This window comes from Tamlana flava (assembly GCF_041287255.1).
GTDB lineage: Bacteria > Bacteroidota > Bacteroidia > Flavobacteriales > Flavobacteriaceae > Tamlana > Tamlana flava.
Map to the genome: position 1 here is coordinate 596,150 of NZ_JBGGTX010000002.1, position 26,400 is coordinate 622,549.

General features: G+C 36.2%; 23 protein-coding genes. 20 read left to right on the forward strand and 3 right to left on the reverse strand.

What is annotated here, in order from left to right; translation table 11 throughout:
• The first annotated feature begins 2 nt into the window (after positions 1–2).
• The 20 genes from sov to tsaB all read left to right on the forward strand — a co-directional run bounded on the left by sov (position 3) and on the right by tsaB (position 24,029).
• Positions 3–7,256: a T9SS outer membrane translocon Sov/SprA gene (gene sov / locus ACB104_RS07100; protein ID WP_370477589.1), complete on the forward strand. Its 7,254-nt coding sequence runs from the start codon at positions 3–5 to the stop codon at positions 7,254–7,256.
• 67 nt (positions 7,257–7,323) lie between these two features.
• Complete coding sequence (gcvH, locus tag ACB104_RS07105; protein WP_370477590.1) at positions 7,324–7,704, forward strand: glycine cleavage system protein GcvH; 381 nt, start codon at positions 7,324–7,326, stop codon at positions 7,702–7,704.
• 7 nt (positions 7,705–7,711) lie between these two features.
• Positions 7,712–8,074: a VanZ family protein gene (locus tag ACB104_RS07110; RefSeq protein ID WP_370477591.1), complete on the forward strand. Its 363-nt coding sequence runs from the start codon at positions 7,712–7,714 to the stop codon at positions 8,072–8,074.
• 59 nt (positions 8,075–8,133) lie between these two features.
• Complete coding sequence (locus ACB104_RS07115) at positions 8,134–8,856, forward strand: energy transducer TonB (protein ID WP_370477592.1); 723 nt, start codon at positions 8,134–8,136, stop codon at positions 8,854–8,856.
• A gap of 190 nt (positions 8,857–9,046) precedes the next feature.
• Positions 9,047–9,841 (forward strand): energy transducer TonB, encoded by a 795-nt coding sequence (locus ACB104_RS07120; protein WP_370477593.1) that lies wholly within the window; start codon positions 9,047–9,049, stop codon positions 9,839–9,841.
• A gap of 119 nt (positions 9,842–9,960) precedes the next feature.
• Positions 9,961–12,054, forward strand: coding sequence for a gliding motility outer membrane protein RemB (gene remB, locus ACB104_RS07125; protein ID WP_370477594.1), 2,094 nt, complete (start codon positions 9,961–9,963; stop codon positions 12,052–12,054).
• Between the two features lie 186 nt (positions 12,055–12,240).
• Positions 12,241–13,134, forward strand: a complete 894-nt coding sequence (gene cyoE / locus ACB104_RS07130) for a heme o synthase (protein WP_370477595.1) — start codon at positions 12,241–12,243, stop codon at positions 13,132–13,134.
• Positions 13,135–13,136: 2 nt separating this feature from the next.
• Positions 13,137–13,718, forward strand: coding sequence for a cytochrome c oxidase subunit 3 (locus tag ACB104_RS07135; protein WP_370477596.1), 582 nt, complete (start codon positions 13,137–13,139; stop codon positions 13,716–13,718).
• 46 nt (positions 13,719–13,764) lie between these two features.
• Complete coding sequence (locus ACB104_RS07140) at positions 13,765–14,733, forward strand: cytochrome c oxidase subunit 3 (protein ID WP_370477597.1); 969 nt, start codon at positions 13,765–13,767, stop codon at positions 14,731–14,733.
• Between the two features lie 18 nt (positions 14,734–14,751).
• Entirely contained in the window at positions 14,752–15,132 is a 381-nt protein-coding gene (locus tag ACB104_RS07145; protein WP_370477598.1) for a cytochrome C oxidase subunit IV family protein, read from the forward strand.
• Positions 15,133–15,340: 208 nt separating this feature from the next.
• A complete protein-coding gene (locus tag ACB104_RS07150) occupies positions 15,341–16,057 on the forward strand; it encodes a hypothetical protein (protein ID WP_370477599.1) in 717 nt (238 codons plus the stop codon).
• Positions 16,050–16,796: an SCO family protein gene (locus tag ACB104_RS07155; protein ID WP_370477600.1), complete on the forward strand. Its 747-nt coding sequence runs from the start codon at positions 16,050–16,052 to the stop codon at positions 16,794–16,796. The genes ACB104_RS07150 and ACB104_RS07155 overlap by 8 nt, the downstream gene beginning before the upstream one ends.
• Positions 16,789–17,367 carry a DUF420 domain-containing protein gene (locus ACB104_RS07160; protein WP_370477601.1) on the forward strand — a complete coding sequence of 193 codons (579 nt, stop codon included), beginning with the start codon at positions 16,789–16,791 and terminating at the stop codon, positions 17,365–17,367. Before ACB104_RS07155 ends, ACB104_RS07160 begins: the two co-directional genes overlap by 8 nt.
• Positions 17,368–17,427: 60 nt before the next feature.
• The gene (locus tag ACB104_RS07165) at positions 17,428–17,646 is read left to right on the forward strand and encodes a hypothetical protein (RefSeq protein WP_370477602.1); all 219 of its coding nucleotides are present in this window, start codon (positions 17,428–17,430) and stop codon (positions 17,644–17,646) included.
• Positions 17,647–17,736: 90 nt separating this feature from the next.
• Positions 17,737–18,438: an ABC transporter ATP-binding protein gene (locus ACB104_RS07170; RefSeq protein ID WP_370477603.1), complete on the forward strand. Its 702-nt coding sequence runs from the start codon at positions 17,737–17,739 to the stop codon at positions 18,436–18,438.
• Positions 18,431–19,660: an ABC transporter permease gene (locus ACB104_RS07175; RefSeq protein ID WP_370477604.1), complete on the forward strand. Its 1,230-nt coding sequence runs from the start codon at positions 18,431–18,433 to the stop codon at positions 19,658–19,660. The genes ACB104_RS07170 and ACB104_RS07175 overlap by 8 nt, the downstream gene beginning before the upstream one ends.
• Positions 19,661–19,662: 2 nt before the next feature.
• Complete coding sequence (locus ACB104_RS07180; RefSeq protein ID WP_370477605.1) at positions 19,663–20,907, forward strand: ABC transporter permease; 1,245 nt, start codon at positions 19,663–19,665, stop codon at positions 20,905–20,907.
• Between the two features lie 12 nt (positions 20,908–20,919).
• Positions 20,920–22,038: an efflux RND transporter periplasmic adaptor subunit gene (locus ACB104_RS07185; RefSeq protein WP_370477606.1), complete on the forward strand. Its 1,119-nt coding sequence runs from the start codon at positions 20,920–20,922 to the stop codon at positions 22,036–22,038.
• On the forward strand, positions 22,025–23,356 hold the full coding sequence (locus ACB104_RS07190) for a TolC family protein (RefSeq protein ID WP_370477607.1): 1,332 nt from the start codon (positions 22,025–22,027) through the stop codon (positions 23,354–23,356). Before ACB104_RS07185 ends, ACB104_RS07190 begins: the two co-directional genes overlap by 14 nt.
• A gap of 1 nt (position 23,357) precedes the next feature.
• Positions 23,358–24,029, forward strand: coding sequence for a tRNA (adenosine(37)-N6)-threonylcarbamoyltransferase complex dimerization subunit type 1 TsaB (gene tsaB, locus ACB104_RS07195; protein ID WP_370477608.1), 672 nt, complete (start codon positions 23,358–23,360; stop codon positions 24,027–24,029).
• A 6-nt stretch (positions 24,030–24,035) separates the two neighbouring features.
• Here the strand turns inward: tsaB and ACB104_RS07200 are convergent, their stop codons facing one another.
• The 3 genes from ACB104_RS07200 to ACB104_RS07210 all read right to left on the reverse strand — a co-directional run bounded on the left by ACB104_RS07200 (position 24,036) and on the right by ACB104_RS07210 (position 26,262).
• Positions 24,036–24,842 (reverse strand): mechanosensitive ion channel family protein, encoded by an 807-nt coding sequence (locus ACB104_RS07200; protein WP_370477609.1) that lies wholly within the window; start codon positions 24,840–24,842, stop codon positions 24,036–24,038.
• Positions 24,843–24,903: 61 nt separating this feature from the next.
• Positions 24,904–25,284 carry a DUF1304 domain-containing protein gene (locus tag ACB104_RS07205; RefSeq protein WP_370477610.1) on the reverse strand — a complete coding sequence of 127 codons (381 nt, stop codon included), beginning with the start codon at positions 25,282–25,284 and terminating at the stop codon, positions 24,904–24,906.
• Between the two features lie 75 nt (positions 25,285–25,359).
• Entirely contained in the window at positions 25,360–26,262 is a 903-nt protein-coding gene (locus tag ACB104_RS07210; protein WP_370477611.1) for a NifU family protein, read from the reverse strand.
• Positions 26,263–26,400 lie beyond the last annotated feature (138 nt).

Below are 26,400 nucleotides of genomic sequence, written 5' to 3' on the forward strand. Positions count from 1 at the left end.
TTTTGAAGAAAACTAACCTGAAATCTTACCAATCAATTAAACAATACATCTTTTTAGCTTGTGTTTTATTTTTCTCAACAGTGTCACGGGCACAAGAACCTGCCCAAGATTCTATTGTGCCAGGTTACAATGTTGGTGAACTAAAGATTCCCAATCCCAATAGTATTGAGTCAAAATATACCTATGACCCTGTAACCGACCGATATATTTATACCGAGAAAATAGGAAGTTTCAATATCAATTACCCCATAATTTTAACGCCAGATGAATATTATGCATTGGTGGCTAGAGAAAATTTAAGAGGTTATTACAAGGAAAAAATTGATGCTTTTGATGGTAAAAAGGAAGGAGCAGAAGAAGAACAGAAAAACCTCCTCCCAGAGTTTTATGTAAAATCTGATTTTTTTGAAAGCATTTTTGGAAGCAACGTTATTGAGGTCGTGCCACAAGGTTCTGTGGAAATGGATTTGGGTATATTGTTTTCAAAGCAAGACAACCCATCGTTTTCGCCACGTAACCGAAGCAATTTTACCTTTGATTTTGACCAACGTATTAGTTTAAGTTTATTGGGTAAAGTCGGCACAAGGCTTCAGGTCACTGCCAATTACGATACACAATCTACTTTCGATTTTCAGAACTTAATCAAGTTGGAATATACCCCAACGGAAGATGATATCATCCAAAAAATAGAGGTAGGTAATGTTAGCATGCCATTAAACAGTTCGCTCATAACGGGTGCACAAAGTTTATTTGGTGTAAAGGCTCAGCTTCAGTTTGGTAGAACTACAGTAACGGGTGTGTTTTCGGAGCAAAAATCGCAAGGGAATACTGTGGTGGCACAAGGTGGAGGCACATTGGAGGAGTTTGAATTGTTTATAAGGGATTATGACGAAAATAGGCACTTCTTTTTAGCCCAGTATTTTAAGGATACTTATGATGCTGCATTGGCTAATTATCCATTTATAAATAATAAAGGGTTGCAAATTACCCGTTTGGAAGTATGGATAACCAACCGAAGCAACCGTACAGAAAATGTGAGGAATATAGTGGCGCTTCAGGATTTAGGTGAAAGCGACAAAGTATACGCCAATGTGAGTGTTTCTGCTGGTCCCGGAGCATTTCCAGATAATGGGAATAATGCGTTTGACCCAACAGCCATTGGATCGGGTGGTGTTTTAACGGAACAGATTAGAGATATTTCAACGGCAAGCCAGGGGTTTGGTAGTTTGTCCAATCAGGTAAACGAAGGTTTTGATTATGCTAAGTTGGAAAATGCCAGAAAACTGACTCGAGGCCAAGAATATACTTTGAATACCGAATTGGGGTATATTTCCTTAAACCAACGTTTGAACAACGATGAGGTTTTGGCAGTGGCATTTCAGTACACCGTTGCTGGTAAGGTGTATCAAGTTGGTGAATTCGCTAATGATGGTATTGATGCTACAGATGTGCAAACAAACAACCAAGGTCAAGTTACATCGGTAGTAAATTCAAGTTTGGTTTTAAAATTATTAAAAAGTAGCATCACCAATGTAGATTTGCCTATTTGGGACCTGATGATGAAAAACATTTACGATACAGGTGCTTACAATCTAAGTCAGGACGATTTTAAACTTAATATTTTTTACAACGAAGCTTCCCCATTAAACTTCATCACACCAGTGGGGGCAAGTTTTGCTTTAGATATCAACAGAAACCCCGTTAATGGTTCCACCCCAGAGGATGATTTGATTGAAAACTCACCGCTTTTAAGGGTGTTTAATTTGGATAAGTTGAATTTCAATAACGATCCGCAATCTAGAGGTGACGGATTTTTCGATTTTGTTCCACGGATTACTGTAATTCCGCAAAACGGAAAAATTGTGTTTACCAGTTCGGAGCCTTTTGGTGAATATCTTTTCAATGTCTTGGGAAATGGTAATTATGACGACGACACAACTTGGGATGAAAACCAGCGAAAATATGTTTTTTATACTCTTTATAACAGCACTAAAACAGCGGCACTTGAGGAAGCTGAAAAGAACAAATTTAAAATAAAAGGTCGTTATAAATCAACAGGTAGTGACGGAATTCCTATAGGATCTTTTAACGTACCAAGGGGTTCTGTGCGTGTAACTGCGGGCGGTAGAGTGCTTGTTGAAGGTATCGATTATACGGTAAATTATCAATTAGGAAGAGTTCAGATTTTAGACGAAGCACTGAAGGCATCGAATACGCCCATTGAAGTTTCAACAGAGAACAACGCTGTTTTTGGACAGCAAACAAGACGATTTACAGGGTTTAACATTGAACACAAATTCAATGAAAAATTTGTTTTAGGAGCTACATTGTTGAATCTTAATGAGCGCCCAATTACACAAAAGGCCAATTATGGTTCAGAGTCCATCAATAACACCATATTTGGTGTAAACGGAAACTATTCAACCAAAGTGCCGTTTTTAACGCGTTTGGCCAATAAATTGCCGAACATTGATACTGATGTGGAATCGAATTTATCGCTTCGTGGGGAGTTTGCATATCTTGCACCAGGTGCTCCAAAAGGAACAGATTTAAATGGTGAGGCAACCTCTTATATCGACGATTTTGAGGGGTCGCAAAATGGTATCGATTTAAGATCACAGCAATCGTGGTTTTTATCCAGTAGGCCTTTGGATTTAAATGGTGATGGCAATCCAGACCCTGAGGATGACAATATTATAGATAATGGATTTAATCGTGCCATGTTAAATTGGTACACCATAGACCCGATTTTCTATAGTAGCCAACGCCCAGATGGTATAACAGACGACGACCTTTCAGATCTATATACCAGCCGTGTATTTATCAATGAGCTTTTCCCAGATCAGGATTTGGTACAAGGGCAAAATTCGGTTTTATATTCGCTTGATTTAGCCTATTACCCGAATGAAAGAGGACCTTATAATTTTGATCCAACTTCAGCTAATGGTACTATTCCTGACCCTGAAAATGCCTGGGCAGGGATTACAAGACAAATAACATCAACCGATTTTGAACAACAAAACGTAGAATACATTGATTTTTGGTTACAAGATCCGTTTCAAGGTAATCCAGGTAATCCTGGAGGTAAATTGGTGTTCAACTTAGGTAATATTTCAGAGGATATTATTCGAGATGGTAAAAAACTTTATGAAAACGGATTGCCTGAAAATGGAGACATAAGTTTATTGCAGCAAACCCCAACAAGTTGGGGAACGGTTGTGCCACAAAACCAGTCCTTAATTTATGCTTTTGATACTACGGGGCAAGAGCGTACCAATCAAGATGTGGGGTATGATGGTTATGACGACGTTGAGGAAATTAATACATTTGGAAGTCAGTTTGGTGATGACCCTTCAAACGATAACTATTCTTATTTTTTAAATGCTGATGGGGATATTTTTGAGCGGTACAAAAGATTTAATGGTGTAGAGGGTAACACACCGGATACCTTTTCTAACACAAACCGAGGCGCTAACACCCAGCCCGATGTTGAGGATATTAATCGTGACAATACCATGAACACGATTAACAGCTACTTTGAGTACGAATTAGATCTTACAAGACAAAATCTCCCAGAAAGCCAAGGCGACTTTGATAATTTACCAGATTCAAATCCTTTGAAACAATTCCTCCGAGATTATAAAGAGCGCCAACGTGGTTTCCCAAATGGTGAGTCAGAAGTAGTTAGATGGTACCAATTTAGAATTCCCGTTCAAGGTGCCCATGTTAAGGCCATAGGAGGCATTAACGATTTAAGATCAGTTCGATTTGCAAGAATCTATTTAAAGGAATTTACAGAGCCAACGGTGTTCCGTTTTGCTACTTTAGATTTAGTGCGAAGCGATTGGAGACGTTACACCCAAGTTTTGGATAAAAACGACCCAGAACCAAGCGACCCACAAACTGATTTTTCTGTTGGGGTTATTGGGACATTGCAAAATGAAGGCAGTTACGAACGCCCGCCCGGCATTGAGCCAGAGCAATTGTTCAATAACAATACTGTGGTGCGTCAAAATGAGCAATCGCTGGTAGTAAATGTTTGTAATTTGGAGTCTAAAGATTCACGGGCAGTCTTTAAAAACATCAACTTAGACATGCGTCAGTACAAGCGTATGAGAATGTTTATGCATGCTGAAGATGACGATGATTCAGGCACTGGTAATTTAACCGATGGCGATTTGGTTGGGTTTATTAGAATGGGTAATGACCTTACGGAAAACTACTATCAGATAGAAATACCATTGGTGGTTTCAACTTCTAGGACTAGGGAGGGGCTTTGGCCAACCGAAAACGAAATTAATTTACCAATAGAAATTCTTGGCAAGGTCAAGGCGCAAGGTATTTCAGATATGACCTTGAGCAATGAGGACCCAACATTCTATGATATTATAAGTGGGGATATTGTTTTGGCAAATGACCCATTTGGCGGATATGTTATTAATCAACATCGTGTTGGTATTAAAGGTAATCCTAATTTTGGTGATATTAGAACGTTGATGGTTGGTGTTAAAAACGTCACCAATAGTGATGATTTGTGTGCAGAAGTTTGGTTTAATGAATTGCGCCTTTCCGATTTAGATAACGAGGGTGGTTGGGCTGCCGTTGTAAGTATGGATAGTAACATTGCCGATTTTGCAAATATTAGCGCCACAGGAAGACAAAGCACTTCTGGTTTTGGAGCCTTGGAGCAAGGGCCAAGCCAACGTAGTCTGGAAGACGTGAAGCAATATGATGTAGTTACCAATGTAAATGTTGGTCAGCTTTTACCAAAAAAATGGGGTATTCAATTGCCATTTAATTACGGGCAAAGTGAAGAATTAATCACACCAAAGTATGATCAGTTTTATAAAGATTTAACCCTAGATTCTAGGTTGGAAGCGGCCAATGATAATGCTGAGCGTGAACGTGTCAAAAGGCAATCAGAAGACTACACAAAACGCCAAAGCATCAATTTTATTGGGGTTAGAAAAAATAGAACCACAGATAAGACTCCAAGATTTTATGACGTTGAAAACCTTACTTTAAATTATTCGTATAACAAGGTGGAGCATCGTGATTTTGAAATTGAAAACTCCGTAAATAAAACTTTGCGCGTGGGTGCCAATTATGCACACAATTTTAATCCCGTTAAGTTGGAGCCATTTAAAAATAGCGATTCTTTGTTCCGAGGTAAATATTGGAAAATCATAAAAGATTTCAACCTTAATTTAATGCCATCAAGCTTTACGGTCAATACCGATATCAACAGGCAGTTTAACAGACAAAAATTTAGGGAAGTTGATTTAACAGGAGCAAATATTGGGATTGAAGAATTGTTCAGAAGAAATTACACCTTCGATTTTCAATATACCATCAACTATAATTTAACCGATGCCTTACAGCTCAATTTCACGGCGGCGAACAACAATATTGTTAGAAACTATTTTAAGGATAACGATTTAATCCGTGGTGAACAGGATGAAACATTAGATGTTTGGGACGGCCTTCTTGATGTTGGTGACCCCAATAGGCAAACCCAAAATTTAGGTGTTACTTATCAATTGCCTATCAATAAAATACCAACATTCAGTTTTATAGATGCCACCTACCAATATACAGGCAGTTTTCAATGGCAAAAGGGATCGGATTTGTTTGGAAATGTCGAATTGGATGGACAAACCTATGATTTAGGAAACAATATCCAAAACTCAAACATACATAATATCAATGCGGCTTTGGACATGAATAGTTTTTACAAATATATTGGCTTGGTTAAAAAACCTGTTAGAAACGTGACCCAAAGAAGGACACCTGGTGGACCTCCAGGAGCAAATACAGAGAACAATAAACCAAAAAAACCGAAAAGCCAATCGCTAACCAAAATACTAAATGCAGGTGTTGATATTTTAACAACCGTTAAAAGAATTCAAGCAAGCTATTCAGAAAACAATGGTATATTTTTACCAGGTTATACCAGAACGCCAGGCTTTATAGGAACCCTAAAGCCAACAGTTGGTTTTACTTTTGGTAGTCAAAGCGATGTAAGATATCTGGCAGCGAGAAGAGGTTGGTTAACGGTTTTTCCAGAGTTTAATCAACAGTACACGGCTACAAATACAAAACAATTGGATTTATCGGCAAGTTTACAACCCGTTACCGATTTAAAAATAGATTTGATTGGCAATAGAGCTTATTATGAAAATTATGCCGAGAATTATAATGTGCAAAATGGAATTTACAATCCGTTAACGCCAAATACATTTGGAAACTTCAACATTTCAACAATATTAATAAAGACAGCTTTTGGTAAAAGTGACGAAACCCAATCGGATGCTTTCAATGACTTTAGAACAAACCGATTGATTATAGCTGAACGATTGGCCGAAAAATTCTATGGAACAACGGCCTATGAAAGAAATCCTGAGGATGGCTTCCCGTTAGGTTTTGGCAAAAATAGCCAGAAAGTGTTGTTGCCAGCATTCTTGGCAGCTTACACAGGCCAAGATGCAAGTAAAGTAAAGACATCGGCTTTTAGAGACGTGCCTATACCCAACTGGGATTTAAAATATACTGGGTTTATGAAATTTGAATGGTTTAAAAAGCATTTTAAAAGGTTCTCATTAACCCATGGTTACCGTTCAACATACACGATTAACCAATTTACAACCAACCTCAATTTGAATTTGAATTCTGCTGATAATGAACAGCCAGTTCCAGAAACACCATATTCAAGTCAGCCGCAAGAAGCACTGAATCAATCGGGTGATTTTAAAAATGCACGCCTCTTCAGCAATATTAACTTAACAGAAATGTTCAGTCCGTTGGTTCGTTTGGATTTCGAAATGAAAAATTCGGTTAAAATTCTTGCTGAAATCAAAAAAGACAGATTGCTTTCCTTGAGTTTCGATAACAATTTAATGACCGAGGTGCAAGGCAATGAATATGTGATCGGGTTGGGCTACCGAATCAAGGATTTACGCATCCGTTCTAAATTGGCTGGTCCGCGTAGACGTATTGTAAGCGATTTAAATATGAAGGCCGATATTTCTGTGAGAGACAACAAAACAATCATTAGGTATTTGGATTTAGAAAATAATCAAGTCACGTCAGGGCAAACCATCTGGGGATTAAAGTATTCGGCTGATTATGCATTCAGCAAAAATTTAACGGGTATCTTATATTTTGATTACACCTTCTCTGATTATGCTATTTCTACAGCGTTCCCGCAGACCACTATTAGATCTGGAATTACTATCAGATATAATTTCGGGAATTAACACATAATCTGTTTGAATTTTAGGTGCGAATAAATACATTTGTTAAATTTTAAATTTAAAAGAGAAAATGAACATTCCTTCAGAATTAAAATATACTAAAGACCACGAATGGGTTGCCATGGATGGCGATATTGCAACCATTGGAATTACCGATTTTGCACAAAGTGAATTGGGTGATATTGTTTACGTTGAAGTAGAAACTTTAGATGAAACTTTGGCTGCTGAAGAAATTTTTGGGACCGTTGAGGCGGTTAAAACTGTTTCTGATTTGTTTTTGCCCATATCTGGTGAAATCATCGAATTTAATGAGTCTTTGGAAGATGAGCCAGAAAAGGTGAATACCGACCCTTACGGTGAAGGCTGGATGATAAAAGTAAAGTGTTCTGATGCTTCAGAAGTGGACGGCTTAATGTCGGCCGATGACTATAAAGCCCTGATAGGTGCTTAAAAAAGTAATGCTTTTTCTTACCCTCGCATACACCTTGGCCTTAGCCATGGTATGCTTAGTGAGGCTGAATGATTTGCCTGATATAGGAGTTTACTTTGGTGATAAGATTTTCCATTTTTTAGCCTACGTGTTGCTGACCATTTTGTGGTTTGGCACTTGGAATTACCACTTTGGGTTAAAAACAAATAAGTCAATTGTTTATGCCTTGGTATTTGCTCTAATTTTTGGTATAATTATTGAGGTGTTACAAGATGTCTTGACAGATTATAGAACATTGGATGTTCATGATATTTTTGCCAATAGTCTAGGGTCACTACTGGCTTCAATAGCACTTTGGTTTAAGCACGCTTTACAAGTTAAAAACTCTTAAACGCTTGCATTTTTGAAAAATAAATAGTTATTTTAGCAATCTTGATAAACGATTAAATTATGGAACCTAAAAAAAATCCAAAAGCTAATGTTGGGCGAAACAGTTCACTTTACTTTGCCATTGGTTTAGCACTTATGCTTTTCCTAACAAACTATGCCATCAATTACAAAACTTATGATGAGTCAGATATTGATATAGGAATGGTAGTTATGGAAGAGGAGCTTGAAGAAGAAATTCCATTAACAGAGCAAATCCAAACTCCACCACCGCCACCACCACCACCAGCAGCGCCTGAGGTGATTGAGATTGTTGAGGATGAGGTTGAAGTAGAGGAAACAGTAATTGAATCTACCGAGGTTGATCAAGAAACAGAAATTGTTGAGGTTGAAGAAGTAGAGGTTGTTGAAGTTGAGGAAGACATTGATGTTCCATTCTCTGTAATTGAAAATGTACCTGTTTTCCCAGGATGTGAAAATGAGCCAAACAATAATGCAAAGAGAGATTGTATGTCTCAAAAGATATCACAATTCGTTAATAAAAAATTCAATACAGAATTGGCTAGTGAACTAGGTTTATCAGGAAGACAACGTATCAACGTAATTTTCAAAATAGACAAAACTGGAAGTATTACAGGTGTACGTGCCAGAGCTCCGCACCCAGGATTAGAAAAGGAGGCTGCACGTGTTATTGGCTTATTGCCAAAAATGAAACCAGGAAAACAACGTGGTAAACCTGTAAACGTTCCATATTCGTTGCCAATTATTTTCCAAGTTCAAGATTAATAACTTAGATTATTATTTATAAATTAAAAACCTCGAATTTTTATTCGAGGTTTTTTTATGCCAAAACTTTGAACGATTTCTTGATCTGAATTGAATACATAAAATCCCGTTACAAAAACCGTAACGGGATTTCTTTTTGGTATGCTTATTGTGACTTTATCATAATATTAACATTTAAACTATAATTATTATGAGAAATCAAAAGAAATCTCACGAACTCATTCGGCAAAATGAGCAAATCGTGAAAAAATCGCAAAAGTATGAAGCAAATTTACAAAAAAACTCTACCCTTTATTTTCAAATAGGGCTAATTGTCTGTTTACTGGCGGCCTTTGGTTTGCTGGAGATGAGGTTTGAAAAAACAATTCCTGTCATAACAGAGGTTTTGCCTCCGAATGACCCAGAAGAAATTTACATTGAAAATTTCAAGGCGTATGAAGAACCAAAGCCAGAGCAACAAAAGGAGGCTCAAAATGTAACCAAATTGATTGATGAGATTGAAGAGGTTAATAATGATTTTCAAATTAAAAATGAACTTAAAATCATTACCAGTGAACAAAATTTAGCCTCAGATGAACCTATTGACCCCAGTAAAGTAAATGTAATTGATGAACCGGTTGAAGAAAATGTTCCTATTAGATTTATCCAAAATGTACCTATCTATCCTGGGTGCGAAAAATCAAAAAACAATGATGAAAGAAGAAAATGCATGTCTGATAAAATCACGAAACTTATTCAAAGAAAATTTGAAGGAGGTGATATAGCATCTGATTACGGGTTGTCTGGAAAACAAAAGATTTTTGTCAGGTTCACTATAGACAAAACAGGTAATGTAAACGATATACAAACCAAGGCTCCAATTCCAGAACTAAGTGAAGAGGCAAAACGAGTAATAAAATTGATGCCAGAAATGACTCCAGGTAGGCAAAACAATAAAAATGTTGGAGTCGTTTACGATTTACCAATTATATTTCAGGTGCAATAAATAGCACATAATTTTTAGTTTGCAAAGCCGTTATCACAGATACGATAACGGCTTTTTTAATGGGCATTATTAAAATATATAGTATCTTTCAACCCTAAATCAACACGCAACAAATCAGCATGAAGCAATTTATTGTACTGTTCCTACTTTTTGCACTACATAATGGTTATGCTCAAAACGCCATTTCAAATGAAAAGCCTCCTATTTTTCCAGCGTGCGATACTACAGCTATAAATGATTTACAAACATGTTTTGATAAGCAGGTGATCAACCATGTTTACAATAATTTTAAAGTACCTCAGCACATTTCAAACCAAAATTATAAAGGTGAGGTAGTGGTGCTTTTTGAGGTTGATACCTTGGGCAAGTTTCGGGTGATTTATGTAGATGCCCTATACAATGAGCTCAAGGAAGAAGCAAAAAATGTTTTTGCAACATTGCCACAAATATCACCGGCAACTTACAATGGCAGAAAAACATTTAAGCAATACTCAATGCCCATAAAAATACCGTTGCAAAATCAAACTGTTGTTACCCAAGATTTGGCTCAGGAAAACGAAATTTCAAAAGAAGAAGAAAGAGCCAAGAAGGAATTTGATAGTGTTAATGCCAATTTGTTAGCTTTTGAAAACCAAGCTTATAATAGCCAATTGAATATTCAATTTACCCATAGTGATTATGCCAGGTTTGATAGAAGAATGAACTTGGTTGGAACCAATAGCCATACGGCATCCAAGCCTTTTGTATATGAAGAAGTTTCAAAATATTATGATTTTAAGGCAGAGCAAGAACAATTAAAAAAGTCAACCAATACTTGGGTGGGAAAAAAGCTGTGGAACGAGCATTTGGTTCAATTACAAGGAAAAGATTATTGGTTTACCATCGACCCTATTTTTGATTTACAATTAGGCAGTGATTCCGAGGAGGGTTCAACATACAACAATACTCGTGGGATTTTGATACAAGGTGGTTTGGGCAAAAAGCTCAATTTTTATTCTTCGGTTTTTGAAAGTCAAGGGCGTTTTGCATATTATGTAAACAGATATTCAGAAAGCCTAAAGGCCTTTGGCCCCGATCCGGCAATCATTCCCGGGCGTGGCATTGCAAAGCGTTTTAAAACGGATTCATATGACTACCCTGTGGCTGAAGCTTACTTATCGTATGCGCCAACCGATTTTATGAATATCCAGTTTGGGCATGGCAAAAACTTTATTGGTGATGGTTACCGTTCATTATTGTTGAGTGATGTGGCAAGTCCGCATCCATTTTTGAGATTGAACACCAAGTTTTGGAAAATAAAATATACCAATACATGGATGTGGGCTAAGGATGTAAGGGATGAGGTAGAACAAGACAAAGCTTTTTTGACCAAATATATCGCTAATCATTACTTAAGTTGGAATATTTCAAAACGATTGAATTTAGGTTTGTTTGAATCGGTGCTTTGGACAAACAGTAACAATCGTGGCTTTGATGTAAACTACCTAAACCCTATTATTTTTTTCAGGGCTATTGAATTTGAAACAGGTCAGGGTGCTGGAAACGCTCTTTTGGGGACTTCAGCCAAATATAAATTTTGCGATAATGTAAATGCTTATGGGCAATTTATATTGGATGAATTTTCACTTGGTGATATTAAAGGCGGAGAAAAAAGTTGGAAAAACAAGTACGGTTACCAACTTGGCGTAAAATATTATAATGCCTTTAAGGTTGATAATTTGTTGTTGCAATTTGAGTACAATCGTGTGCGCCCATACACGTATTCACATAATACCATTGTGCTGAATTATGGGCATAATAACCAGCCTATGGCCCATTTATGGGGAGCCAACTTTAGTGAAGCGATTTTTATCGGCCGTTACCGATACCAACGTTGGTTTGGCGATGCCAAATTAATTTTTGGTAAACGTGGTTTGGATTTTAATAATGGCACAGATGATTTTAGCTATGGCGGCGATATATACCGAAGTTATGACGACCGTCCTTTTGATACTGGTGTTAAAGTTGGCCAAGGAATTGAAACCACAACCTTTTATGGGAATTTACAAGCGGGCTATTTGGTTAACCCAGCATCCAACTTAAAGATTTTTGCAGATATTTCATTTAGGAATTTTAATCCTGAAGCCACAACCAATTCAACTTTTAAAAACAATACTGTTTGGTTAAATTTTGGAATAAGAACAGATTTATTTAATTGGTATTTTGATTTTTGACAATGAAAGTGTTACTTGGACTGTTAGGCTGAGCGCAGTCGAAGCCTTGTTTCAGCATATCGTCAATTGAGAGCCAAAACATTTCAATCAAAACCGTTTTCAATTCAGTTTAAAAACCATTGCTCAAAATGCTTTAAAGAAGTATCTTTGCACTCGCTATTTAAAAGCGGATAAGAAAAAGTACTATTGGGCAACTCAAAATCTTCATTGGCAACACCTTCTTTAATTTCAGATTTTAAGGAAATCACCAAAATGCGCTTGGCTTTGAGTGTGGTGTTTTCATCATTGGCTGGTTATTTATTGGGTGTTGAAACCGTTGATTTAAAAACCTTGATTTTACTCGCTTTCGGAGGATATTTCATGGTTGGTGCTTCAAATGCGTTCAATCAAATTATTGAAAAAGATTTGGATGCCTTGATGGAACGAACCAAAAATAGGCCAGTTCCTGCTGGGCGGATGTCGGTAACTACTGCCTTTATTATAGCATCAATTTTTGCGTTGTTAGGTGTCATTATACTTTATACCATCAACAAACAAACAGCAATGTTTGGGGCAATTTCCATCTTTTTGTACACTTGCGTTTATACGCCCTTAAAAACTAAAACGCCTTTGGCTGTTTTTGTAGGTGCCATTCCAGGTGCTATTCCTTTTATGTTGGGTTGGGTAGCTGCTACCGATGATTTTGGTATTGAACCAGGAACGTTGTTCGCTCTACAGTTTTTTTGGCAATTCCCGCACTTTTGGGCCATAGGTTGGTTTTTGTTCAGCGATTATGAAAAAGCAGGGTTTTTTATGTTGCCAACCGGGAAACAAGATAAAGGAACAGCAGTACAAACGATGATGTATACTATTTGGACCATCATAGTTTCTGTTATTCCAGTTTTTGGTTTTACGGGCAGATTGCATTTATCTATTGTGGCTGCTGTATTGGTTTTTGCAGTTGGACTTTGGATGTTGTATTATGCCGTTAGATTATTCAATAAAATGACTGAAAAGGCGGCAAAACAACTCATGTTGGTAAGTGTTTCCTATATTACATTGGTACAGATTATATATGTTATAGATAAATTTATAAGTTAACTATGGATTTAACTCAAGGTACCCAAGAAGAAAAGAACGCAAGAGCAAAGAAAATGATGCTCTGGTTTGGTATTGTTTCCCTCATTATGTCTTTTATGGGATGGACAAGTGCTTTTATTGTTAGTAGCTCAAGACCCGATTGGTTAAAAGATTTTGTATTGCCCAATGCGTTTTTGGTGAGTACCATCGTCATTGTTTTGAGCAGCGTAACGTTCCTTTTTGCTAAAAGAGCATTGAAAAACGGTAATAGAAATGGTACTTCCTTATTGTTGTTTGCTACACTTGTTTTGGGAGTAATTTTTATTTTCAACCAGTTTACAGGCTTTCGGCAAATTATCGACTTGGGGTATAATTTTACTGGCCCGACCAGTAATGTAACCATGTCTTACATTTATTTGATTGCAGTTGTGCATATTTTGCACGTTATTGTAGGTTTAATTTGTCTTTTGGTTGTAATTTATAATCATTTTAAACAAAAGTATGATGCGACCAAAATGCTAGGGTTTGAACTAGCGGCAACCTTTTGGCATTTCATAGATATACTGTGGGTATACCTCTTTTTATTTTTATATTTTATTAGATAAATAAAATGACTATTTTTGTGCAACTTTTAAATAACAACCATTATATATGAGTACAGCAGTAGTAGAAGGCAAAACTTGGGGTGGAGGTAACCAGCCACTAAAAGCAAGTTATGGTAAAATGATGATGTGGTTTTTCATCGTTTCTGATGCCTTAACATTTTCTGGGTTTTTAGCGGCTTACGGATTTTCAAGATTCAAATTTATTGATGCCTGGCCAATTGCCGACGAAGTATTTACCCACGTGCCGTTTTTACACGGACAGGAGTTGCCAATGATTTATGTGGCTTTTATGACGTTCATACTTATCATGTCCTCTGTTACCATGGTATTAGCAGTAGATGCTGGTCACCATTTAAATCAAAAGAAAGTTACATTATACATGTTTTTAACCATTATTGGAGGTTTGATTTTCGTTGGATCTCAAGCATGGGAATGGGCAACTTTTATAAAAGGTGATTATGGAGCGGTACAAACAAAAGGAGGAAACATTTTACAGTTTGTTGATACTGATGGTCATCGTGTAGCCATAAGGGATTTTGCTGCCGTTGAGGAACACGACCGTGTTCAAGATAAAAGGAATACAGGTTTATGGTTTGTTTCCGAAGGTTCTTTGCCTCCATACACTGTTGAAGAAGTAATAAACGGATTGGAAGAGCACGACAATATATTGGTAAGAAGCCAATTGTTGGATGAACATGGACACAAAACAGTTTTAACCAGAGAAGAATCTTTAAAGCAAATAAAGGAAAACGGTAAATTGGTGGTTGAAGGGGCCAATCTTCACGTAAATGAATATGGGTCACCATTATTTGCAGATTTCTTTTTCTTCATTACTGGTTTCCACGGTTTCCACGTATTTTCTGGAGTAGTGATTAATATCATTATATTTTTCAATGTAATATTAGGTACTTACGAAAGACGTAAAAACTATGAAATGGTAGAGAAAGTTGGTCTTTACTGGCACTTTGTAGATTTGGTTTGGGTATTTGTATTTACATTCTTCTACCTAGTTTAATTGATAATAGAATAAAAAATGGCACACGGACATAATTTAGCAATATTAAGAGGTTTAATAAAATTCAAATCTAATACCCAAAAAATTTGGGGTGTTTTAATTTTATTGTCTATTGTAACGGCAGTTGAGGTAGCTCTAGGTATATATAAGCCAGAAAGTTTAATGTTCCATATATTGGGCATGAAAGGGCTTAACTGGATTTTCATCATTTTAACTTTGGTAAAAGCTTATTACATTACTTGGGATTTCATGCATATGCGCGATGAAGTAAAAGCGTTAAGACGTATGGTTGTATGGACAGCTATTTTCTTGATTCTTTATTTGATTTTTATCTTATTGCAAGAGGGAGGTTATGTATTTAGAGTTTATGACGAAGGATTCATAAAAAGAGATTTTTAAAAGCATTTTTGGTTCTGTTGATGTACAGTATTGAAGTGTTAAATTAAGATATAAAGACGGTTTTTAAACCGTCTTTTTTTATTTTTGCAACGCTTTTTTAGTGCGAAATCTAGCCTGTTTTTATGAAACATCCATTATGGATTTTAATATGGCACAGATTATAATTTGGATGTTACATCTGACCTTTTAAAAAAATATATATTAACAGATGAAACAAAAAAAAGTTGGTCGTTATTTAATTTTAGGAATTTTATTTTTTCTTCCTGTCACTTTTTTATTAATGCTATATCCAGCAACCCATAATTATATACCTTTGGATATTGTGAGTGAACAGGTTTTGGATATAGATGATTTTGCTTCCAGTTCTGAAGAAAAAATAGGCTTGAAAGATAATATTACTGTGCTTGGTTTTTTTGGGGCTAATCCGCTCGATAATGCAACCGCTGCATCGAATTTAAAAGAGTTGGTGTACGATAAGTTTAAAGGTTTCAAAAAGTTTCAAATCGTTATTTTAATGCCCAATGGTACAGAAGATGCCGTTGAAAAGCTTAAAGCAGAGATTAGTTCTTATGAAGATTTAAAATTCTGGCATTTTGTTTTTGGCGAGTTTGAAGATTTAAAGAAACAGTTTAATAGTCTCAAATCCGTTAAACCACTTTCCTCTGATTTATCATCAAATAATGTATTTATTATTGATAAGGACTTAAACCAACGCGGTAGATTGGACGATAGAACGGATCGTGAAATTGAAAAAAACAAACCCATGTACGGTTTGTATGCCTACAACTGCATTGAAGTGGCCGAAATAAAAAATAAAATGAGCGAAGATATGCGCATTTTGTTTACAGAATATAGACAAAAACGAAAAGGCGAATTTAATTCTGAGGTTAGAAGGGCAAACGATTTAAATCAAAACCATGAGTAAAAAAACAAATTATTCATACATAGGAATCGCATTTATAATTCTTGTTTTCGGAATCATTTTTATTCCCAAAATTATTGATCGGATTACGAATAAAGATGTGATTAGAAATGAAAGCAGAAGTGATTATGCAACAGAAAATAAATCAGTTGGTTCCAACTTAGCTTTCATCGAAATTAACGGAGAGCCAAAAAAAGTGCCTGCATTTTCATTTACCGATCAAAATGGAAAAACGGTAACAAACAAAGATTATGAAGGTAAAGTTTATGTTATTGAATTTTTCTTTACTACTTGCCCTACCATCTGCCCAAGAATGAATAGAAACCTAATTCAGATTCAAAATACATTTAAGGATTTTGGAGATTTTGGTGTTGCATCATTCACCATAAACCCAGATTATGATACTCCTGAAGTTTTAAAAAATTATGCTGAACAGTACGGTGTCACCAATCCAAATTGGCATTTAATGACCGGGAATAAGGAAACTATTTACAAATTGGCTAACGAAGGCTTTAATTTATATACAGCTGAGGAAGCTGAAGTTGCGGGCGGTTTTGAACACTCAGGGAATTTTGCCCTTATTGATAAAAACGGATTCATCAGATCTAGAAAAGATGTTTTTGGAAACCCAATAATCTATTACAAAGGGATAGTTTCAGAAGAGGAAAAGGTGGACGATGACGGGTCTCCAGAAGAAATAAGTGCATTAAAAGAAGATATTAAAAAATTGCTCAATGAATAATACAAAAGAGATTTTAGACGACAAGAAATACAATAAACTCATTATCCTTCTATCGGTTGTTATACCAGTAGTAGTTGCTATATTGTTTGGAGTTCGAATTCCCAATGTAGAACCATTAACCTTTCTACCTCCTATCTATGCTACGATTAATGGGTTAACAGCAATAATTCTAATCATTGCATTTAAAGCTATAAAGAATAAAAATTTGGTGCTTCATGAAAATTTAATGACTACGGCTATTTGGTGTTCTGTAGCTTTTTTGGTTATGTATGTGGCATATCACATGACTAGCGATTCCACCAAATTTGGTGACATTAATCATAATGGGATTTTAGACCCAAATGAGAAGGAAGCTGTCGGTAGTGCACTTTATATATATCATTTTGTACTATTGACGCATATTATTTTATCTGTGGTTATTATTCCGTTTGTTTTAATAACCTATGTTCGAGCCATTACAAATAATATTGAAAAACATAGAAAAATAGCTAAATTGACTTTTCCTTTGTGGTTGTATGTTGCTATCACAGGTGTAATTGTTTATCTTATGATTTCTCCTTATTATATTTAAGGTTATTCGGAGCCTTTCGACTCCGCTCAAGATAAACTTGAGTCGAAGAATCTTTTAACTATGAAACAAAAAGTTGTCTTTTTTCTCTTTTCACTTGTCTTTTTTCTAAATGGCAATGCCCAATGTGCCATGTGTCGCGCCGTGTTGGAAAACGAAGAAGGGCAAACGGCTGCCAAGGGCATTAATGATGGTATCATTTACCTTATGGCCATACCTTATATACTAATTGGGGGTATAGGTTACATTATTTACCGTAAATACAATACGTTAAAAAAGTAATAAAAACTTTTATTTGCTTTTCATGTAACATTTCTTTGTATTGATAGTCTAACTGTAAAGCAATTAGCACTACTTAAATCAATCAAAGTTATGTTAAAAATCCATCAGCTTCACAAATCCTATCCTATAGGAGATTCTAGTTTACATGTTTTAAAAGGAATAGATTTAAATGTTGAAGATGGTGAAATGGTGGCCATTATGGGGTCTTCCGGTTCAGGTAAATCCACTTTGCTCAATATTATAGGGATGCTGGATGAGGCCGATTCAGGAGATTATATTCTGGATGGTTTGCCAATAAAAAATCTCACCGAAAAAAAAGCAGCATTATACCGAAATAAATTTTTGGGTTTTATTTTTCAGTCATTCAACCTAATCAATTACAAAAACGCTCTTGAAAATGTAGCGCTTCCTTTGTATTATCAAGGTATGAAACGTAAAGAGCGTCAAGAAAAAGCCATGTTCCATTTGGAGAAAGTTGGCTTGGCCGATTGGGCGCACCATCTACCAAAGGAACTTTCCGGAGGTCAAAACCAGCGTGTAGCCATTGCAAGGGCATTGGCGGCAAATCCTAAATTACTTTTAGCCGATGAACCTACCGGGGCATTGGACAGCACAACGTCGTACGACATTATGGCCTTTATTCAGCAGCTAAATGACGAAGGAAAAACCATTTTAATGGTAACCCACGAAGAAGACATTGCCAATATGTGCAAACGCATTGTAAAGCTTCGCGATGGGGTCATCATGGAAGACAAAAAAATAAAGCAAGTAAGGGCACAACAACATGTTTGATTTAGACCTTTGGCGGGAAATATTTCAAAGTATAAATAAAAATAGAACCAGAAGTGTACTTTCTGGTTTTACCGTAGCATTTGCTATTCTACTTTTCGCCATTCTTTTTGGCATTGCCAACGGTTTGCAAAACACGTTTAAGGAAGCCTTTGGTACCGATGCCAACAATTCCATAGTTATTTTTCCAGGAATGACAACCAAAGCCCATAAAGGGCTTCAAGCGGGTAGGTTAATTCGGTTTAAGAATGAAGATCACGACTTCATTATGGATGAGTTTGGAGATAAGGTGCAGTATATGACCAGTAAAGTCAATAGAAATGTTACGGCCAGTTTTAAAGGCGAAAAGAACAATTATCAACTTAGGGCAGTGCATCCGGAATACATGTTCATTGAGAATAATGTGGTTTGTGAAGGACGTTATGTCAACCAAAACGATTTAAATCATAAGACCAAAGTTGCTGTAATTGGTAAAGTTGTAAATGATGAATTGTTCGCCAAGGAAAATGCCATAGGAAAGTATGTTAGTTTAAATGGCATATCATTTAAAGTTGTTGGGATTTTTACCGATGATGAAGGCGATAATGAGGAACGGGTTATTTATGTGCCCTTAACAACAGCACAGTTACTTTACGGCAATACGGATTTTATCGACTTTATGCATTTAACCTATAGCCCAGAAATGAATAGTGATGCCGCATTGGCCTTCGGTGCGGATATTACCAAAAAGTTAAAAGATCGGTTTTCGGTAGCCAGAAGCGATCAAAGAGCCATAATGGTTCAGAATTTTGCTCAAGGCACCAAACAAGTTGAAATAATGACGTTTGGATTAACGGTAATAATCTTTGTTATAGGTATTGGCACTTTAATAGCAGGAGTTGTAGGGGTCAGTAATATCATGATTTTTATTGTTAAGGAACGCACGAAAGAAATTGGTATTAGAAAAGCTTTGGGGGCATCACCCAAATCTATTGTTTCCATCATTTTATTAGAATCTATATTGATAACCACCATAGCAGGCTATTTTGGTCTGCTTTTGGGAATTGGCGTTTTAGAATGGGTTGGTCCTGGTTTGGAAAAATATTCTATTAAAGATCCTGGAGTAAGTAGCTCCCTAATATTTGGTGCTACGCTGGCTTTGATTATAGCCGGTGCCATAGCGGGATATTTTCCAGCAAAAAAGGCGTCAAATATAAAACCAATAGTGGCTTTAAGAAACGATTAGTAATGTTTAGATTTTTACTGGATAGAGATACATGGCAAGAAGTCTTAGGCAGTTTGGGCAAAAACAAGCTGAGGTCTGTGCTTACTATGGTTGGTGTTTGGTGGGGTATTTTGTTGCTCATTGGGTTGCTCGGTTCGGCAAGAGGATTGGAAAATGCATTTAACAGGTTGTTTGGTGATTTTGCCACTAATAGCGTTTTTATTTGGAGTTGGAGCACTGACAAGCCATTTAAAGGTTTTCAGGAAGGTAGACGGGTACAAATGACCTTGACGGATATTAAAAAAGTTGAAGAAAATGTTGAAGGAATCGAGTTTGTTGTGCCCAGAAACATGAATCAAGGTCAAGTGGTAAGAAACTTTCTTTCAGGAAGGTTCAACGTTATGGGAGATTATCCCGTTTTAGATAAAGTAAAAAAGAAGAATCTTATCAATGGCCGGTTTATTAATCAAAATGACATTGACAATAACAAAAAAGTAGCGGTACTTTCTGAAAATATTTATAAGCAGTTGTTCCAAAAAGATGAAAATCCTATTGGCGAGTATATTCAAATTAATAATATCAGTTATCAGGTAGTTGGGTTGTATGATCGAGATGATTTGCCATTTGGTCCGAGCGAAGATATACACATCCCATTCACCACTTTCCAACAAGTGTATAATCAAGGTGAGCGTATCGGATTTTTAATGATAACAGGAAAACCTGAATACGATATCGAGCAAATTGAATATGATGCCAAGTTACTCCTAAAAACATTGAATGATGTACACCCAAAAGATAATCGAGCTTTTAGGAGTTTCAATTTGGGAAAGAGATTTGAGAAATCCACCAATTTTTTAACAGGTATGCAGTTTTTAACTTGGTTTGTTGGTTTAGCCACATTAATTGCCGGAGTTTTTGCTATTGGTAATATTTTATTGATAACCGTAAAAGAACGGACCAAAGAAATTGGTGTCCGACGAGCTATAGGAGCAACACCTTTTGAAATTAAAAGACAAATTGTGGTTGAGGCCGTTTTCCTGACATTAATTGCTGGAATTGGAGGTATAATAACAGGAGGGTGGATTTTAATTTTATTGGACCATTTTTATGGTCAAGGCGACAATGCGATTTTAGTAAATGCATCAGTTCCAATCATCGTGGTATTTATAGCCTTAATCATATTAGTGGTTTTGGGGACCTTAATAGGGTTGATACCAGCCTTTAAAGCCACGAGTGTAAAACCTATTGAAGCATTAAGAGAAGAATAAACAATCAAAAAAATGAATAAAACAGTAAAGATTATTTTAGTATTGGTCGCAATCATAGCGTTGGCGTTTGTGTTAAAATATTTTAAGGATTCCAATTCAAAAGATATTATAGACTACAAGATTGAAGAGCCTTTTTATACACCTATTAATACGAAGGCGGTTGCAACAGGAAAACTTAACCCAGAGGAGGAAGTCGAGTTAAAACCTCAGATTTCGGGCATCGTTGATAAAATTCTTGTTGAAGAAGGAGACATCGTGAAGAAGGGTGATTTAATAGCAAAAATAAGGGTCGTGCCGAACGAGCAAAGTTTGGTTAGTGCCAAAAGTAGAATTGCTTCAAGTAAGTTGTCATTCGATAACGCAAAAACGTTATATGATAGAAACAAGGCATTGTTTGAAAAAGGAGTGATTTCGCAACAAGATTTTGAAAACAGTGAATTATCATTCAACCAGGCAAAAGAGGCATTGGCACAAGCGCAAAACGACTATCAAATTATCAAGCGTGGTTCTATTTCTGGTGGAAGTTCTGCGAACACCAATATTATCGCGCAAATTCCGGGAACTATTTTAGAAATACCTGTAAGGGAAGGCGACCAGGTTATTCAAAGTAACAATTTTAACGCAGGTACAACGATTGCCACGATAGCCGATATGAGTTTAATGATTTTTGAAGGAAAAGTAGATGAGGCCGAAGTAGGTAAATTAAAAGAAGGCAAAGAAATAAAAGTGATTCTGGGCGCCATCAACGATAAGGAATTTCCGGCTACACTAACCTTCGTGGCACCAAAAGGTATTGAAGAAAATGGTGCGGTACAGTTTACCATAAAGGCAGATGTAAAGATAGATTCCATTACCAATATTAGGGCAGGGTACAGTGCCAATGCCGAAATTGATTTGGAAGCCAAAGATAGTGTTTTGGCCATAAGAGAAGCATTGTTACAGTACGATAGGTTCACCGAAAAACCTTTTGTTGAGATTTTAGATGGAGAAAACAAGTATAGAAAAGCCGATGTGGAACTGGGAATATCTGATGGAATAAATATTGAAATTACCGAGGGTGTAAAAATGGGCGATAAAATAAAAGTTTGGAATAAAGCATCAAAAGACAATGAAGGCAATGAGGAAAATTAAAATAAAGCAAATTAGTCTATTTCTTGGCCTTATTTGTTCCTTGATGTCTTTTGCACAGGAAAAAAAATGGACTTTACAAGAATGTGTTGCACATGCTCTGGAAAATAACATTAACGTCAAGCAAGCCCAAAACACCTTGCTTGTTAGCGAACAGGATATTATAGCATCAAAGGGGCAGTTTTATCCTTCGTTGGGAATGGGTATTTCGCAATCTATGAGTTTAGGGCAAGCGGAACTTTATCCAGGAAACTTTGTGGATAGAACATTCCACTCAACTGGTGTGGGGTTAAGCGTGTCTCAAACGGTATTTAATGGATTTAGAAATACTTACCTATACAAGCAATCGTTGTTGAATTTAGAAACAAACGAATTTGAGTTAAACAGAATAAAGGATGATATTTCTTTAAACGTAGCCAATGCCTATTTAAATGTTTTGTTTAATAAGGAAAACCTTGAAACGGCTCAGGCTCAATTTGATTTTAGCGAACAACAATTAGAGCAGGTAAAGGATTTGGTAAACGCTGGGGTTCAACCCAAGGCCAACATATATGATGCCGAGGCTACCCTAAGCAGGGATGAACAACAGGTTACGCTTGCGGAAAACAGTTATAATTTGGCACTTCTATCATTGTCGCAATTATTGCAAGTGCCATTTGGGAATTTCGATGTTGAAATTATTGAAATCGACAGCCCTTCGGCGGCACTACTTTATTCAGACATTGCACCAATTTTAAATTACGCTTTTCAAAATCGAAATGAAATCAAGGTAGCTGAAAAAAATATTGAAAATGCAGAACTCGCTACCAAAATAGCTAAAACTGGTTATTTGCCGAATGTAACCTTGGGTTACGGGTTTAATTCCGGGGCAAATTTTTCAAATCTATCAAGCGACAATTCATTTTTCCAGCAATTAAATGACAACAAAGGGCATAGTTTGAGATTAAATGTTAATATCCCTATTTTTTCAAGATTTCAAAATAAAACAGCAGTTGCTAAATCAAAAATTCAAGAAGCGAACCGTGTGCTTAATTTAGAGCAGACAAAGTTGAACTTAGAATCCAATATCCAACGGGCTTTTACCGATGCACAAGCAGCTTTAAAAGCGTATGAGGCTGCTAAAAAATCTTTGGTATCACAAGAATTGGCCTTTAGCAATTCAAAGGAACGTTATGATAATGGGGCTATGACAGCCTTTGAACTGGAGCAGGCAAGAGTGCAGCTAATAAATGCAGAATCTTCATTGATAAATGCCAAATATGATTTTGTTTTTAAGACAAAAGTTTTAGACTTTTACATGGGAAAAATTATAACTTTTTAATTTGGCACTTATTTTAAACATAGAAACCGCAACCACCAATTGTTCGGTGTCCGTTTCAAAAAATGGAGAAACCATTGTTCTGAAAGAAGACAATGATAAAAACTATTCACATGCCGAAAGACTTCATGTTTATATCAATGATGTTTTAAAAGAAGCCCAAATAGCGCCTCAAGATTTATCGGCCGTTGCTATAAGTAAAGGTCCTGGTTCTTATACGGGTTTGCGCATAGGGGTTTCGGCAGCAAAAGGGCTTTGTTTTGCATTGGATAAACCTTTAATTTCAGTTTCAACCCTGGAGTCGTTGGCACATAAAGTGAATACAGAAGAAGGTTTTATTGTAGCCATGCTGGATGCCAGAAGATTGGAGGTTTACTCTGCGATTTACGATTCAAATCATTGTAAAATTAGGGAAACCCAAGCGCAAATTTTAGATGAAAGTGCTTTCGCGGAATATTTGGAAAAAGGTAAAGTTTATTTTGTTGGTAGTGGGGTTGAAAAAACCAAAACGTTAATAAATCACCCTAATGCTATTTTTATAGAAGGGGAATTGCCTTCAGCAAATGAAATGGGGCATTTGGCATATAGCAAATATAAAATAAGCGACACCGAAGATGTCGCCTATTTTGAACCTTATTATTTAAAAGATTTTGTGGCTTTAAAGCCGAAATCCTAAACGTTTTTATTTGTTCACCATAACTCGGTGTGGATATGGTATTTCTATGCCAGCAGAATCAAGAGCTTCTTTGATTTCTTCTGTTGCACCAAAATAAACGGCCCAATAGTCCTCCGATTTACACCAAGGTCTTACCGCAAAGTTTATAGAGCTATCGGCCAATTCCATTAAATTTACTGACGGGGCAGGGGTTTCTATCACTTTAGGGTTCGATGTTAAAACATTCATCAATACTTCTTTGGTTTTCTTAATGTCTGAACCGTAATCAACTCCAATAACCAAATCTACGCGGCGTGTGCCTTCTGTAGTGTAATTTATGATGTTTCCGTTTGATAAGGCACCGTTAGGAATAATAATTTCACGATTGGATAGTCCGGTTAACTTTGTAGTGAAAATTTCAATTTCCTTAACTGTTCCCAGTTCACCTTGAGCTTCTATTAAATCTCCAATTTTAAAAGGTTTAAAAATCATAATGAGTACACCACCAGCAAAATTTCCTAAAGAACCTTGAAGTGCTAAACCAACGGCCAAACCTGCAGCGGCAATAATTGCCGCAAACGATGTGGTTTCAACACCTACAGTGCCAAGTACAACGATAATTAAAACAATTTTTAAAATCCAGCCCAATAGGTTCACCAAGAATTTTTGAAGGCTTTCATCATAATTCTGCTTGGTCATTATTTTTCTTGTACCCTTAACTATTTTTTTAATGACCCAAGACCCAATAATCCATATGACTATAGCCCCAATTATTTTTGGACCAAATGACATAATTAATTCGTATCCTTTGTCAATCCATTTTTCAATATCCATAATTTTTATAATTTATATTAGAGTTGTAAAATAATGATTTTTATAGCCTTTTTCTTAATATTCAAGTGAAAAAACTGTTAAGTTTTAAAACATCAAAGCGCTCACTAAGGCCAAGATGGCTGGAACGGCCTGAATTATAAAACAGTTTTATTTGCTTTGTAGAATATGACCCGTAAATGCCTGCAATGGTCACGCAAAAGAGAAAAAAAGTGGCAATTTTAGTGTCTTGTAAAACTATTGAATAAAATAATCCAGCTGCCAAAAAGCCATTATATAACCCTTGATTAGCGGCTAAAACTTTAGTGTCTTCCGCATATTCCTTTGATTTTAAAACAAAGGTTTTTATGCCTTTTGGTTTGGTCCATAAAAACATCTCTAAAATTAAAAAATAGACATGCTCTAAAGCTACCAAAATAATCAAGCTTATGGTAATGCTGTTCATTGCTGAGGTTTTAGAAATCCGGCGAGACCTTTGCACTCAAAGGTAGTTAAATTTGGTCACAAAAAAAGTGGAAGACTATCCGTTTATGGCTTCAACCATCTCTACTTTACCAGGTAACATTTGTTTGAGCATATTTTCGATGCCACTTTTAAGCGTATACGTTGATGATGGGCAACCGCTGCATGCACCCTGTAACATAACACTAACATTTTTGGTGCTCTCGTCGTAAGAAATAAACTGAATGTTCCCGCCATCACTAGCTACTGCTGGTTTTACATATTCTTCGAGAATGTTTATGATTTCTTTGGATGTGTCATCCAAGGTATCAAACTGACTATCCAATTGTTCTGTTGATTTTTGCAATGTTTCGGCGGCATTTGGCTTGACTATTTCTTTGCCGTTTTCGATATAATTCTTGATGAATTCACGAAGTTGAATGGTGATGTCTTGCCATTCAGCAACATCATATTTTGTAATGGATACATAATTTTCGTCAAGAAAAATACTTTTCACAAACGGAAAATGGAACAGTTCTGTGGCAAGTGGCGAGAGTTTTGCTTCGTCGATGGAGGTGAATTCAAATAGCGTATTGACAATCTTTTTGTTTGCCACAAACTTCATTACTGAGGGGTTGGGCGTGCTTTCGGCATAAACCGTAACGGGTACTTTTTTTTGGGTTGCATCTTCTTCAACTATAATGCCTCCGTCATTCAAATAAGCTTCAATTTGTTCGGCAACTTCGTCTTGTACATCACCCCATTCAACAATATTGTACCGTTCAACGGCAATAAAGTTGCCCGAAATGTATACTTTTTTAACGAATGGTAAATAAAACAATTGCTGGGCCAATGGCGCATTTTTTGCTTCATCAATGTTGTTGAACTCAAAACTTTGGTGTTTTGTAATAAATTGATTCAATTCAAACTTTATAATGGCGTTATTTGTTGTTTCTCGCACAGAAACCTCGAAAGTGTTCATTTTAGCTAATTTTTTACAAAAGTACTAAAAGAAAACTTTAGAAATCCTATATTTGAGTTTTAGTATATGCTAAATTAGAGTTAAAAACTAATGAAGTATCAGTGCTGTGATGAATATAATATTTTAATAATCAGCACG